The organism is Allobosea sp. 05T439 (assembly GCF_056396005.1).
Genome location: NZ_JBFTKP010000005.1, coordinates 136,742 through 149,234 on the forward strand (window position 1 = coordinate 136,742; position 12,493 = coordinate 149,234).

The 12,493-nt window shown below is 65.5% G+C and carries 12 protein-coding genes; 6 read left to right on the forward strand and 6 right to left on the reverse strand.

Annotated features, from left to right (window positions below):
• Nucleotides 1–34 precede the first annotated feature (34 nt).
• From AC1DIO_RS07725 to AC1DIO_RS07735, 3 genes are all read left to right on the forward strand, one after another.
• Entirely contained in the window at nucleotides 35–1,075 is a 1,041-nt protein-coding gene (locus AC1DIO_RS07725) for an amino acid ABC transporter substrate-binding protein (protein WP_476853292.1), read from the forward strand.
• 184 nt (nucleotides 1,076–1,259) lie between these two features.
• A complete protein-coding gene (locus tag AC1DIO_RS07730; RefSeq protein WP_441491933.1) occupies nucleotides 1,260–2,423 on the forward strand; it encodes an amino acid ABC transporter permease in 1,164 nt (387 codons plus the stop codon).
• Nucleotides 2,420–3,460 carry an amino acid ABC transporter permease gene (locus AC1DIO_RS07735; protein WP_441491934.1) on the forward strand — a complete coding sequence of 347 codons (1,041 nt, stop codon included), beginning with the start codon at nucleotides 2,420–2,422 and terminating at the stop codon, nucleotides 3,458–3,460. The genes AC1DIO_RS07730 and AC1DIO_RS07735 overlap by 4 nt, the downstream gene beginning before the upstream one ends.
• Before the next feature lie 101 nt (nucleotides 3,461–3,561).
• Here AC1DIO_RS07735 and AC1DIO_RS07740 read toward each other — a convergent pair whose 3' ends face one another.
• Nucleotides 3,562–4,098 (reverse strand): GcrA family cell cycle regulator, encoded by a 537-nt coding sequence (locus tag AC1DIO_RS07740; RefSeq protein ID WP_113516797.1) that lies wholly within the window; start codon nucleotides 4,096–4,098, stop codon nucleotides 3,562–3,564.
• Between the two features lie 535 nt (nucleotides 4,099–4,633).
• On the opposite strand from AC1DIO_RS07740, the gene AC1DIO_RS07745 reads away from it, so the two are divergent.
• The 3 genes from AC1DIO_RS07745 to AC1DIO_RS07755 are packed head-to-tail and all read left to right on the forward strand — an operon-like array spanning nucleotide 4,634 to nucleotide 7,825.
• Nucleotides 4,634–5,854 carry an acetylornithine transaminase gene (locus AC1DIO_RS07745; RefSeq protein WP_476853293.1) on the forward strand — a complete coding sequence of 407 codons (1,221 nt, stop codon included), beginning with the start codon at nucleotides 4,634–4,636 and terminating at the stop codon, nucleotides 5,852–5,854.
• A gap of 46 nt (nucleotides 5,855–5,900) precedes the next feature.
• Complete coding sequence (gene argF / locus AC1DIO_RS07750) at nucleotides 5,901–6,818, forward strand: ornithine carbamoyltransferase (protein WP_113516795.1); 918 nt, start codon at nucleotides 5,901–5,903, stop codon at nucleotides 6,816–6,818.
• Nucleotides 6,818–7,825 (forward strand): Hsp33 family molecular chaperone, encoded by a 1,008-nt coding sequence (locus AC1DIO_RS07755; RefSeq protein WP_441491936.1) that lies wholly within the window; start codon nucleotides 6,818–6,820, stop codon nucleotides 7,823–7,825. The genes argF and AC1DIO_RS07755 overlap by 1 nt, the downstream gene beginning before the upstream one ends.
• A 33-nt stretch (nucleotides 7,826–7,858) precedes the next feature.
• Here the strand turns inward: AC1DIO_RS07755 and AC1DIO_RS07760 are convergent, their stop codons facing one another.
• The 5 genes from AC1DIO_RS07760 to apaG all read right to left on the reverse strand — a co-directional run bounded on the left by AC1DIO_RS07760 (nucleotide 7,859) and on the right by apaG (nucleotide 12,435).
• Complete coding sequence (locus AC1DIO_RS07760) at nucleotides 7,859–8,002, reverse strand: DUF2474 domain-containing protein (protein ID WP_113516794.1); 144 nt, start codon at nucleotides 8,000–8,002, stop codon at nucleotides 7,859–7,861.
• The gene (cydB, locus tag AC1DIO_RS07765; RefSeq protein WP_476853294.1) at nucleotides 8,002–9,009 is read right to left on the reverse strand and encodes a cytochrome d ubiquinol oxidase subunit II; all 1,008 of its coding nucleotides are present in this window, start codon (nucleotides 9,007–9,009) and stop codon (nucleotides 8,002–8,004) included. Before cydB ends, AC1DIO_RS07760 begins: the two co-directional genes overlap by 1 nt.
• 5 nt (nucleotides 9,010–9,014) lie before the next feature.
• Nucleotides 9,015–10,448 (reverse strand): cytochrome ubiquinol oxidase subunit I, encoded by a 1,434-nt coding sequence (locus AC1DIO_RS07770; RefSeq protein ID WP_476853295.1) that lies wholly within the window; start codon nucleotides 10,446–10,448, stop codon nucleotides 9,015–9,017.
• 422 nt (nucleotides 10,449–10,870) lie between these two features.
• Nucleotides 10,871–12,046: an acetylornithine deacetylase gene (gene argE / locus AC1DIO_RS07775; RefSeq protein WP_476775090.1), complete on the reverse strand. Its 1,176-nt coding sequence runs from the start codon at nucleotides 12,044–12,046 to the stop codon at nucleotides 10,871–10,873.
• The gene (gene apaG, locus AC1DIO_RS07780) at nucleotides 12,043–12,435 is read right to left on the reverse strand and encodes a Co2+/Mg2+ efflux protein ApaG (RefSeq protein ID WP_069878462.1); all 393 of its coding nucleotides are present in this window, start codon (nucleotides 12,433–12,435) and stop codon (nucleotides 12,043–12,045) included. The genes argE and apaG overlap by 4 nt, the downstream gene beginning before the upstream one ends.
• Nucleotides 12,436–12,493: the final 58 nt, after the last annotated feature.

Genomic DNA, 12,493 nt, shown 5'->3' on the forward strand with positions numbered 1-12,493 from the left:
CCACCATGCAGAAAGCCGCCCAGGCTTCGGGGGAATGACAATGACGAAGATGATGATCCTGGGGGCCGCAGCCGCCCTCGCAGTCGCGGCGACCTCCGCCCATGCGCAACAGCTGGCGCCGAGCCCGACGCTGGATGCCATAAAGGCTCGCGGGCATCTCGAATGCGGCGTGCATCTCGGCCTGCCCGGCTTCTCCTTCGCCAATGACAAGGGCGAGTGGACGGGGCTCGATGTCGATTACTGCAAGGCACTGGCTGCGGCCGTGCTGGGCGATGCCACCAAGGTGAAGTTCACGCCGACCTCGGTTCAGCAGCGCTGGCCGATCCTGCAATCGGGCCAGGTCGACCTGCTCTCGCGCAACTCGACCATCACCTTCTCGCGCAACGCGACCTTGGGCCTGAACTTCCAGGGCATCAATTTCTACGAAGGCCAGACCTTCATCGTCCGCAAGTCGACCAATGCCAAGACGGCGGCCGATCTCGACGGCGCCTCGGTCTGCGTCGCAGCCGGCTCGACCGAAGAGAAGAACGCGGCTGACTGGTTCCGCGAGCGCAACCTCAAGGTCACGATCACCAATTTCCAGAAGAACGACGACGCCATCGCCGCCTATGATGCCGGCCGCTGCGACGCCTATACCGCCGGCGTCGGCGCGCTCGCCGGCCAACGCGCCAAGCTCAAGGTCCCCGACGAGCACATCATCCTGACCCAGCCGATCTCGAACGATCCCCAGGGGCCGGTAACGCGCTACGGCGACGAGCGCTGGCAGCTGATCGTGCGCTGGGTGCTGAATGGCACCATCGCCGCCGAGGCGCTCGGTGTCACCTCGGCCAATGTCGATGAGATGAAGGCCAATTCGAAGAACTCGGAAGTCCGCCGCCTGCTTGGCGTCGAAGGCGGTTTCGGCGCGATGATGGGCCTGCCGGACGACTGGATGTACAAGGCCATCAAGCAGGTCGGCAATTATGGCGAGAGCTATGAGCGCTCGGTCGGCATGGGCTCGCCGCTGAAGCTCGAGCGTGGCCAGAACCAGCTCTGGACCAAGGGCGGCTTGCTGTTCACGCCGCCTTTCCAGTGAGAACCACGGCATCAGGCGCCTGACGGTGCTTCGAGAAACCGGGCGTCATTCCGGGCAGGCGGCGAAGCCGTACAGCTCCGGAAGCCATCGCAGCGCGCAGCGCCTTTCGATGGTTTCCGGGCCTGCGCTACGCTCCGCAAGGAATGGGGCCCCTCCTTCGCCACTTGTCTAAGAGGCGGCAACCGTGGCCAGCGTTCTGTCCTTCATCAACGACAAGCGGGTGCGCGACCTGTTCTATCAGGTCGCGCTCGTGCTTGGGCTCGTCGGCGCGATCGTCTGGTTCGTGCGCAACGCCTCGGAGAACATGGTCAAGGCCGGCATCGCGTCGGGCTTCGACTTTCTCTGGCGCACTTCGGGGATCGAGGTTCCCTTCGTCCTGACCGGCTACACCCAGCAGGACAACATCCTCGCGCTGTTCTGGGTCGGCATCGCCAACACGATGCTCGTCACGGTGATCGCGATCGCGCTCGCCACCGTGCTCGGCTTCATCATCGGCATCGCGCGGTTGTCCTCGCACTGGCTGCTCTCGACGATTGCCGGTGCCTATATCGAGTTCGTCCGCAATATCCCGCTGCTGTTCTTCGTCCTGTTCTGGTATTTCGGCGTGATCGCGGCCCTGCCGGCGCCACGCGCCTCGCTGAGCCTATTCGGCGTCGCCTTCCTCAATAATCGCGGCCTGACGATGCCGCTGCCCGACTCGCCGGCGCCCTTCCGCTGGGCATTGGCGATCATGCTCCTGTCCTGGCTCATACAGTGGCTGGTGATGCGCTGGGCACGCCGGCGCAAGGAGGAGACCGGCCGCGATGCGCCCGTGCTCATGCTGGGCATCCTGTTCGTCCTGATCGTGCCCGCTCTGGCCGTCACCTGGGCCGGACTCGCCGTGCGCTGGGACGTGCCGGTGCTGCGCGGCTTCAATTACCGCGGCGGCTTCGTCGTGATCCCCGAATTCGTCGCGCTGCTGGCGGCCCTCGTCACCTATACGGCGGGCTTCATCGCCGAGATCGTGCGCGGCGGCATCCAGGCCGTGCCGCATGGCCAGAGCGAGGCGTCTGCAGCGCTCGGGCTGCGTCCCGGCCAGATCCTGCGGCTCGTCGTCATCCCGCAGGCGCTGCGCGTGATCGTGCCGCCGATGACCAACCAATATCTCAACGTGCTGAAGAACTCGTCCTTCGGTGCGGCCATCGCCTATCCCGACGTCGTCAGCCTGTTCATGGGCTCGGCGCTGAACAATACCGGGCAGGCGATCGAGATCATCGCCATGACGCTAGCGGTCTATCTGGTGATCGGGCTTGCCGTCTCCGCCTTCATGAACTGGTACAATGCCAGGATCGCGCTGGTGACCCGATGAGCGCAGCGACCTTTCCGCTCTGGCGCCAGAGGCTGTTCGGCACGCCGGCAACCGCCGCCCTCACAGTGGTCCTCGCACTCGGCATCGCCTGGGTCGCGGTCCCGCTGATCCGCTGGGCGCTGATCGACGCGACCTGGTCCGGCACCACGCGCAATGATTGCACCGGCAGCGGTGCCTGCTGGGTCTTCATTCGGGCCCGCTTCGGCCAGTTCATGTATGGGCTCTATCCCGTCGACGAGCGCTGGCGGGCCGATCTCACCGGAGCAATCTTCGCACTCTCTGGGCTCGGCCTCTATCTCTCGCCGAAATCCATGCGGATCCGGCTCGCGATCCTGGCGCTGATCATCCTGCCACCGCTCGGCGTCTGGCTGCTTGCCGGCGGGTTCGGTCTGCGCCCGGTCGAGACGCGCGAGTGGGGCGGGCTGATGCTGACGCTCTTCATCTCGGTCTATTCCAGCCTGATCGCGATCCCGCTCGGCATCCTGCTCGCGCTTGGACGCCAGTCGCAGCTCAAGGTGGTGCGGCTGATCAGCGTGCTGTTCATCGAGTTCTGGCGCGGCGTGCCGATCATCGCGGTCATCTTCCTCGCCTCGCTGCTGCTGCCGCTGATCCTGCCGAGCGGCACGGGCATCGACCGCCTGGCGCGCGCCGTGATCGGGCTCGGCCTCGTCATCGCCGCCTATATGGCCGAAGCCGTCCGCGGCGGATTGCAGGCGCTTCCCTCCGGCCAGCGCGAGGCCGCAACCGCGCTGGGACTGACCTATTGGAAGGCAACCGGGCTGATCGTTCTGCCGCAGGCCTTGCGGATTTCGCTGCCGGCGATGACCAACGAATTCATCGCGCTGATCAAGAACACGACGCTCGTGCTCGTCGTCTCGATCCTCGACCTGCTCGGCATCGCCCAGGCCTCGCTTGCCGACCCCAACTGGGTCGGGATGAACATGGAGGCCTATGCCTTTGCCGGGGCGATCTATTGGCTGATCTGCTACGCGCTATCGCGCTGGAGCAAGCGCCTCGAGCGACGCAAACTGGGTTAAGCGACCGTAAAGTCGGGATCACCCGCTCCGCTCCCGCGGGCCCCAATGAAAAAGCCGGCCTTGCGGGGCCGGCTTCGATTTCAGATCCAAGGAGCCTTGGCTCAGGCGCGCACGACCTTGCGGTCGCGACGGCGATCGGCCGCGGGCTGATAGGCAATCCGGGCGTGGTAGCTGCAATAGGGCATGCCGGTCTGCGAACGGCCGCCGCAGAAGCGGAATTCCGCCGTGGTCGGGTCGCCCATCGGCCAGCGGCACATATATTCGCGCAGGTCCATGATGGTGACCCGATCGGAGAACGGCACCACGACGTCCTCAGGCAAAGCCGGCGCCTGTTGTGCCTCGACCTCGACCTCGGGCTCATATTGCGGCGCGAGCGCATTGGCGCCACGGGTCATGCCGGCATTGCCGCCGACAGGATGGCTCGGCGCGCGGGTCGGCGCCTTGCGGGGGCGCGGCGTCGACGAAGCGGCCGGGCTCTTGGCTCGCCCGGAAAGACCAAGCCGGTGCACCTTGCCGATCACGGCATTACGCGTGACGTTGCCGAGTTCGCCCGCAATCTGGCTGGCGCTCAGTCCGTCGCTCCAGAGCTTCTTGAGAAGCTCGACGCGTTCGTCCGTCCATGCTCCGACGTCGTTCATGGCTTCACCTGTCTCATCGGGCCAGCTCCTTCACGGAACCGGCCTATGGGCCGATCGTGGGCGGAATCCGAAACCGGCAGCTCCCGCTGTTAAACGGAGGCCGTTACACCCGGAATTGACGGTACAGGAGACGCCGCACGAGATGTCGTATCTGACAAACCGGACCATACAAGATGCCGGGACTCGGCCACAAGAGTCCCCGAATCGGAAATTGGTTTTTCCCCAGCCATTCGCGGATCGCGGGTCAAGCCCCCACCTGCGGAGCAACTGACCTTACGGCGCGGAATTGACAGCGGGGGACCGGTTTTGCATAGTCTCGCCGACCTAGCCGCCCTTCCACGGGCGGCGCTTATGTTTTTGACGGATCAAGGTCTTCTTGGTGATGCGGATGACGGCGCGACGAGACGTCGGGAACTGGCTGCGACGATAATGTCGCCGGCGGGTCGCAGAGGGCTGCCAATTCTTGCCCCGCGACTCCGTTCTTCCATCCAGCGCCCACCCGTTCTCATTCGCCCTTCCGTGAGGATCGCCTGTCATGACCCCTGCTCCCTTTAATCCCTCCCAGTCCGTGCTGTTGCCGACCTATGCTCGCGCGCCGATCGCGCTTGAGCGCGGCGAAGGCGCCTGGGTGGTCGCCTCGGACGGCCAGCGCTATCTCGATTTCGGCGCAGGCATCGCCGTCAATGCGCTCGGCCATGCGCATCCGCATCTGGTCCAGGCGCTGACCGAGCAGGCCTCGCGCATCTGGCACACCTCAAACCTCTACAGCATGCCGGAAGGAGAACGGCTGGCCCGGCGGCTCTGCGAGGCGACCTTCGCGGAACGGGCGTTCTTCACCAATTCCGGCGCCGAGGCCAATGAGTGCGCCATCAAGATGGCGCGCAAGTACCATGCTGCGAAAGGCCATCCCGAGCGCTATCGCATCATCACCTTCGAGGGCGCCTTCCACGGTCGTACGCTTGCGACCATCGCTGCCGGCGGCCAGCAGAAATATATCGACGGCTTCGGCCCGAAGGTCGACGGCTTCGACCAGGTGCCCTTCGACGACGAGGCCGCGCTGAAGGCCGCGATCGGGCCCGAGACGGCTGCGCTGATGATCGAGCCGATCCAGGGCGAGGGTGGCCTGCGCTCCGCGCCCGTGCGCTTCCTCAAGCTGCTCCGCGAGCTCTGCGACACGCATGGCCTGATGCTGATCTTCGACGAGATCCAGACCGGCGTGGGGCGCACCGGCAAGTTCTTCTCCTATGAGCTCTCGGGCGTCGAGCCCGACATCATGGCGATCGCCAAGGGCATTGGCGGCGGGTTCCCGATGGGCGCCTGCCTCGCCACCGAGGAAGCGGCTTCGGGCATGACGCTCGGCACGCATGGCACGACGTTCGGCGGCAATCCGCTCGCCATGGCGGTCGGCAATGCCGTGCTCGATGTCGTGCTGGCGCCGGGCTTCCTCGATCACGTCCAGCAGATGAGTCTGCGCCTGCGACAGTCGCTGGCCCAGCTCAGGGATCACCATCCCGACGTGATCTCGGAGATCCGCGGCGAGGGGCTGATGATCGGCCTGAAGCTCAACACGCCGAACACCGATTTCGTGGTCGAGGCGCGTGCGGCCGGGCTGCTGGTCGTCGCAGCCGGCGACAATGTCGTGCGCCTGCTGCCGCCGCTGGTCATCACCGAGGCCGATGCCGCGGAGGCGATCGTGCGGCTCGAAAGGGCTGCGCAAGCGGTCGAGGCCACCCTGAAGCGACCGGCGGCCGAATAACGAACCCTCCGCCCACGGCACGTTTTTTTTGAAGGAAGCGCCGACGATGCGCCATTTCCTCGATCTTTCCGATTTCTCCAGCGACCAGCTCCGCGCCATCCTGCGCGCGGGCGAGGAGATGAAGGCCCGCCGCCGCACGCCGGCGGCAGCCTCCGACCGCCTGCTCGAAGGCAAGGTCATCGCCATGATCTTCGAACAGCCTTCCCTGCGGACCCGCGTCTCCTTCGACGTCGGCATCCGCGAACTTGGCGGCTCGCCGATGATGGTGACGGGGCAGGAGATCGAGCTCGGCGAGCGCGAGACCATTGCCGATACCGCCCGCGTGCTGTCGCGCTATGTCGACGCCATCATGATCCGCATGCTCGACCATGATTCCGTGGTCGAGATGGCGAAATATGCCACCGTGCCGGTCATCAACGGGCTGACCAAGCGCCAGCATCCCTGCCAGGTCATGGCCGACGTCATGACCTTCGAGGAGCGCAGGGGGCCGATCACCGGCAAGCGCATCGCCTGGACAGGCGACACGAACAATGTCCTGACCTCCTGGGTGCACGCGGCCGGGCGGCTCGATTTCGAGCTTGCGATCGCGACGCCGGAAGAGCTGTCGCCCCCGCCGGCCCTGATCGACTGGGCTCGCAAGCAGGGCGCCAAGATCCGGCTGACCAGCCGGCCCGAAGCCGCGGTCGAGGGCGCAGATTGCGTCATCACCGATTGCTGGGTCTCGATGGGGGACGAGGAAGGCACGCGCCACAATCTGCTGCGCCCCTACCAGGTCGACGAGCGCCTGCTCGGTCGCGCCGAAAAGGATGCGATCTTCATGCACTGCCTGCCGGCGAGCCGCGGCGAGGAAGTCACCGATGCGGTCATGGACGGCCCGCAATCGGCCGTCTTCGACGAAGCCGAGAACCGGCTGCATGCGCAAAAGGGCATCCTGGCCTGGTGCTTTGGCGGCGTCGCAGCCTGATGGCCGTCGCTGACACCCCCTCGGAGACGGCGGCGCTAGACGATCGGGTCGTGCCGTTCACGGTCCCGGACCTCGACATTCGCGGCCGGGTCGTACGGCTCGGCGCCTCGATCGACACAGTCCTCGAGCGTCACAACTATCCGGAGCCGGTCTCGCGCGTCCTTGGCGAAGCAGCCGCGCTTACCGTTCTGCTCGGCACCGCACTTAAATTCGAAGGCCGTTTCCAGCTCCAGACCAAGAGCGACGGGCCGATCTCCATGCTGGTGGTCGATTTCAACGCGCCCGACAATTATCGCGCCGTCGCGCATTACGACGAGGCGCGGCTACAGCAGGCGGTCGCTGAGGGCACGTTGAGCACGGGCGATCTGCTCGGCAAGGGCCATCTCGGCCTGACGGTCGATCAGGGCTCGCAGTCGACGCGCTATCAGGGCGTGGTCGCGCTCGAACATCAGAGCCTCGAAGACGCGGCGCACCAGTACTTCAAGCAGTCCGAACAGATTCCGAGCCGGGTGCGGCTCGGCGTCGGCAGCGTCGTCACAGGCGCGGGACGGCAATGGCGAGCTGGCGGGCTGATCGTGCAGTTCATGCCGACCTCGCCCGACCGGCTACGCGCCGCCGACATCCATCCGGGCGATGCCCCGCAGGGGCACGAGATCCTGGCCAGCGACCACCCCGACGGGATCGCCGACGATGCCTGGGCCGAGGCCCGCTCGCTGGTCGAGACGGTCGAGGACCACGAACTGCTCGACCCGATGCTGGAAAGCGAGCGGCTGCTCTATCGCCTGTTCCACGAGCGTGGCGCACGCGTCTTCGAGCCGGTGATCGTGCATGAATCCTGCCGCTGCTCGCGTGAGCGCGTGCTCGGCATGCTGCGCGGCTTTTCCGCCGAGGACCGCCGGGCCATGGTCGCCGATGACGGCACGCTCGCCGTCACCTGCGAATTCTGCTCGCGGCGCTATGATTTCGACCCGACCGAGGTCGAGGCGGGGCTGAACACCTCGCCCTGACGCTGCCGCGATTCTCGCTCCGGCGCTGTTCTCTCAGAGCGACAGCCCGGCGGCCTTCATCAGAAGACGGAAGCCGAGGGCAACGACGCCGAGCGAGAGCACGCTTGCGCCCCAGATCAGGACGAGCCAGCCGAAGCGGCTGAGCCAGGACTTGCGAGGGGCAGTGACCGGCTCCATCAGTGGTAGCCCTCCCCCGCCTTCACCTTGCCGCGAAACACGTAATAGGACCACGCGGTGTAGGCGAGGATGATCGGGATGATAAAGAGCGCCCCGACCAGGGTGAAGCCCAGGCTCTGCGGCGGAGCCGCTGCCGCGCGGATCGAGATGTCGGGCGGGATGATGTTGGGCCAGAGGCTGATCGCAAGGCCGCTATAGCCGAGGAAGAGCAGCACCAGCGACAGCAGGAAGGGCGCTGCATGCGGCGACCGCTTCAGCACCGACAGGATCAGCGCGGCCGTCGCGAAGACAAGGATGGGGACGGGCGCGAAGAAGAACAGGTTCGGCAGCGTGAACCAGCGTTCCGCCACGCGCTGATGCAGCCATGGCGTCCACAGGCTGACAAGCACGATGGCGACGAGCAGGGCGATGACGATCGGGCGGGCGAGCGCGATCATGCGCTGCTGCAGCTGTTCCTCCGTCTTCATGATCAGCCAGGTGCTGCCCAGCAACGCATAGGCCACGAGAAGACCAAGGCCGGTGAACAGGCTGAACGGTGTCAGCCAGTCGAGCGCGCCGCCGGCAAAGGCGCCGTCGCGCACCACAAAGCCATTGATGAAGGCGCCGAGCGACACGCCCTGGAAATAGGTGGCGATGTAGGAGCCCCAGGCAAAGGCCTTGTCCCAGAACGGCTTGTGCGCCTCATCGGCCTTGAAGCGGAACTCGAAGGCGACGCCGCGCCAGATCAGCCCGGCCAGCATCAGGACGAGCGGAAGATAAAGCGCGCTGAGGATCACGGCATAGGCGAGCGGGAAAGCGGCCATCAGCGCTGCGCCACCCAGCACCAGCCAGGTTTCATTGCCATCCCAGACCGGCGCCACCGTGTTGACCATGGTGTCGCGATCCTCCMGCCCCTTCACGAAGGGAAACAGGATCCCGATGCCGAGGTCGAAACCGTCCATGATCACATACATCATCAGGCCGAAGCCGATGATCACCGCCCAGATGATCGGAAGATCGATACCCATCTCGCTCACGCTCCCTTGCCGGCGCCGCTGGGGGCATCGAGGTGATCCGGCGCGGCCGAGAGCGGCCGGGCCGGGCGTTGATTCAAGAGCTCATCGCCATGGGCTTCCGGCTCCGGGCCGTGGCTCTCTGGACCATGTCCCACCAGCTTCAGCATGTAGCTGACACCGGTTCCGAAGACCGCGATGTACATGACGATGAAGACGATCAGCGTCGCCGACAGCGCCAGTGCCGAGTGGTTGGAGACTGCGTCCTTCGTTCGCATCACGCCATAGACGATCCAGGGCTGACGACCGATCTCCGTCGTGAACCAGCCTGCGAGGATGGCGACCAGCCCCGACGGCCCCATCAGCAAGGCAAAGCGCAGGAACAGCTTCGACTCGTACAATCCTCCGCGCCAGCGCAGCCAGACGCTCCAGAGGCCGAGCGCCAGCATGAGGAAGCCGAGGCCGACCATGATGCGGAAGCTCCAGAACACGATGGTCGAATTGGGCCGGTCCTCGGGAGCGAACTCCTTCAGGCCCTGAATCTGGCCATTCCAGTCATGGGTCAGGATCAGGCTTCCCAGGCGGGGGATTTCGAGCTTGTAGCGCGTTGTCTCGGCCGCCATGTCGGGCCAACCGAACAGCACCAGCGGCACGCCCTCGCCGGGTTTGTTCTCCCAGTGTCCTTCCATCGCGGCGATCTTGGCCGGCTGATATTTGAGCGTGTTCAGGCCATGCGCATCGCCAACGGCAACCTGCAGCGGCGCGACGACCAGCAGCATCCACATCGCCATCGACAGCATCGTCCTGATCGCCGGCGTGTTGCGGCCGCGCAGCAGATGCCAGGCGCCGGAGGCGGCGACGAACAGCGCCGTCGCGAGAAAGGCGGCGATGGTCATATGCACGAGACGATAGGGGAAGGACGGGTTGAAGATGACCTTCAGCCAGTCGACCGGGATGACCCGACCGTCGATGATCTCGAAGCCCTGCGGCGTCTGCATCCAGCTGTTGGAGGCAAGAATCCAGGTCGCAGAGACGAGCGTGCCCAGCGCGACCATGATCGTCGCGAAGAAATGCAGGCCAGGTCCGACCTTGTTCCAGCCGAACAGCATGACGCCGAGGAAGCCGGCCTCGAGGAAGAACGCGGTCAGCACCTCATAGGTGAGGAGCGGCCCGGTGACGCTGCCGGCAAAGGAGGAGAAATAGCTCCAGTTCGTGCCGAACTGGTAGGCCATGACCAGCCCGGAGACGACGCCCATGGCAAAGTTCACGGCAAAGATCGTCGACCAGAAATGGTAGAGGTCGCGATAGACGGTGTCGCGCTTCCACAGCMACAGGCCTTCCAGCACGGCGAGATAGCTCGCGAGCCCGATCGTGATCGCCGGGAAGACGATGTGGAACGAGATGGTGAAGCCGAACTGGATGCGGGCCAGCTCGAGTGCGGTCAGACCGAACATCTCAGCTCCTCACCCATGCCGCTGCCGAGGCAGGTTTCCCGCAGGCGAGCGCCGAGATTGACGCGTTTTCCATCGCTTCACCAGAGTTMGGCGAGCAATGGATTATCGCTCGCTACATCCAATCAATGTCTGCATACATTATTCCTAAGCGTATGCATTTTCCAGTGAAGCGTGCCGCGCGCAAGCGAGGCAAGACAGCGCAGGCGTCCCTGCACGGGCGACTGCGCTGCGACGTGTACGGCGTTATGCGAGCAAGTTCAGCACGGGCAAGACGACGCACCTCGCCCGGATGGTGCGCCCGGGGCGCGCCGAACGGCAGAACATCGGGCTGCGCGGCTGGCTGGGCAGACCTCACCCCCAACGCACCGAGGCGACGCTCGCCCCGGCTGCCTGCCGTCACCGATGCGGGGGCTCAGAGCCTCTCAGCTCCGGCAGCTCTCCATCAGATCGCGCATGAATGTCTCGCCGGCGGCGAGCTGCTCGAGCGTGATGAACTCGTCAGGCTGATGCGCCTGATCGATCGAGCCGGGGCCGCAGACGACCGTCGGCAGGCCGGCGCGCTGAAAATGTCCGGCCTCGGTCGCATAGGGCACGGCAATCGTGCTGTTGCGGCCGGCAAGCCGCATGGCGAGGGTCTCGGCGGTCGAGCCGGCATCGGGCGCAAGACCCGGCACATCCGATGTCATCACGGTCGTGATCGTCGAGGACGGCGCGGTCCGGTGCATGCGCGCGAGCACCGTCTCGGCATAGGCGGCGAAGCGATGCGGCACCTCGTCGGGGTCCGAACCCGGCAACGTACGCACCTCCCAGCCAAGCTCGCAGCGATCGGCCAGGATGTTGCGGGCGATTCCGCCATGGAGCTTGCCGACATGGACCGTGTCGTAGGGCGGATCGAAGCGATCTGCCGGGTCGGCCCGTTCCATCAGCTCCTGCGCCATCCGGTCAAGCTCGGCGGCGAGCAACGCCCCGGCATGGACGGCGCTGGCGCCGAGATGCGGCTTAGAGGAATGGGCGGCGAAGCCGGTGACGATCGTGTTGAAGGTGCGGATGCCCTTATGGGCGTCGGCAATTTCGAGCGAGGTCGGCTCGCCGACGATGACAGCGCGCGGCAGCGGCAGGTCGCGCCCCATGCGGGCAATGCCGTCCACCACGCCGAGGCAGGTAAGTTCCTCGTCATAGGACAGGAAGAGATGGATCGGCGTCGTCAGCCTGGCGGCCAGGAATTCCGGCACGAGGGCCAGTCCCAGCGCCACAAAACCCTTCATGTCGACGGCGCCTCGACCATAGGCCCTGCCATCGGCAATGCGCAGGGTGAAGGGGTCGCTCGACCAGGCCTGCCCCGCGACGGGCACGACATCGGTGTGGCCGGACAGGACGATGCCGCCACGATCGGCCGGGCCAATTGTGGCGAAAAGCGCAGCCTTGTCGCCCTCGGCATTGGGAATCCGGATCGAGGACACACCCCAACTCTCGAGATAGTCCGCAACGAAGGCGATGAGATCGAGATTGGACTTGGCGCTCACCGTGTCGAAGGCGACGAGGCGCGACAGCATTTCGAGCGGCGTGTAGCGCCGCGCGGCCGTGGTCGGAATGGTCAATGCAGAACCTTCTTCACATAGGGGGAATCGAGCGGAAACAGCGGCACCTCGACATCGAAGACCACACCATCCTCGCCCAGCATGGCGTAATAGCCACGCATCGAGCCGTCGGGCGTCATCAGCGGGCAGCCCGAGGTGTAGCTGAAGCTCTCGCCCGGCCGCAGCACCGGCTGCTTGCCGACGACGCCATCGCCGCGCACTTCATGGACCTCACCACGGCCATCGGTGATGAACCAGTGGCGGGTCATCAACTGCACGGTCTGTCGCGACTGGTTCACGATCTCGATCGTATAGGCCCAGAAATAGCGACCCTGCTCATGGGCGGATTCCCGTTCCATGAACTCGGGAACGGCGGTCACGCGCACGCCTCGGGTTTGCGCCTGATACATGCTCAGCGGCTCCGTGCCGTTGCGGTTCGCCGGCGGGCGGAATTGGGCCGGGAACGAC

Excerpts from the sequence above, each read along its gene's own strand:
- AC1DIO_RS07760 (WP_113516794.1), bottom strand. The coding sequence starts at position 8,002 with ATGGAGCCGGTCACTGCCCCTCGCAAGTCCTGGCTCAGCCGCTTCGGC.
- AC1DIO_RS07745 (WP_476853293.1), top strand. The coding sequence starts at position 4,634 with ATGACCCCTGCTCCCTTTAATCCCTCCCAGTCCGTGCTGTTGCCGACC.
- AC1DIO_RS07755 (WP_441491936.1), top strand. The coding sequence starts at position 6,818 with ATGGCCGTCGCTGACACCCCCTCGGAGACGGCGGCGCTAGACGATCGG.
- AC1DIO_RS07735 (WP_441491934.1), top strand. The coding sequence starts at position 2,420 with ATGAGCGCAGCGACCTTTCCGCTCTGGCGCCAGAGGCTGTTCGGCACG.
- AC1DIO_RS07725 (WP_476853292.1), top strand. The coding sequence starts at position 35 with ATGACAATGACGAAGATGATGATCCTGGGGGCCGCAGCCGCCCTCGCA.
- AC1DIO_RS07740 (WP_113516797.1), bottom strand. The coding sequence starts at position 4,098 with ATGAACGACGTCGGAGCATGGACGGACGAACGCGTCGAGCTTCTCAAG.
- apaG (WP_069878462.1), bottom strand. The coding sequence starts at position 12,435 with ATGTATCAGGCGCAAACCCGAGGCGTGCGCGTGACCGCCGTTCCCGAG.
- argF (WP_113516795.1), top strand. The coding sequence starts at position 5,901 with ATGCGCCATTTCCTCGATCTTTCCGATTTCTCCAGCGACCAGCTCCGC.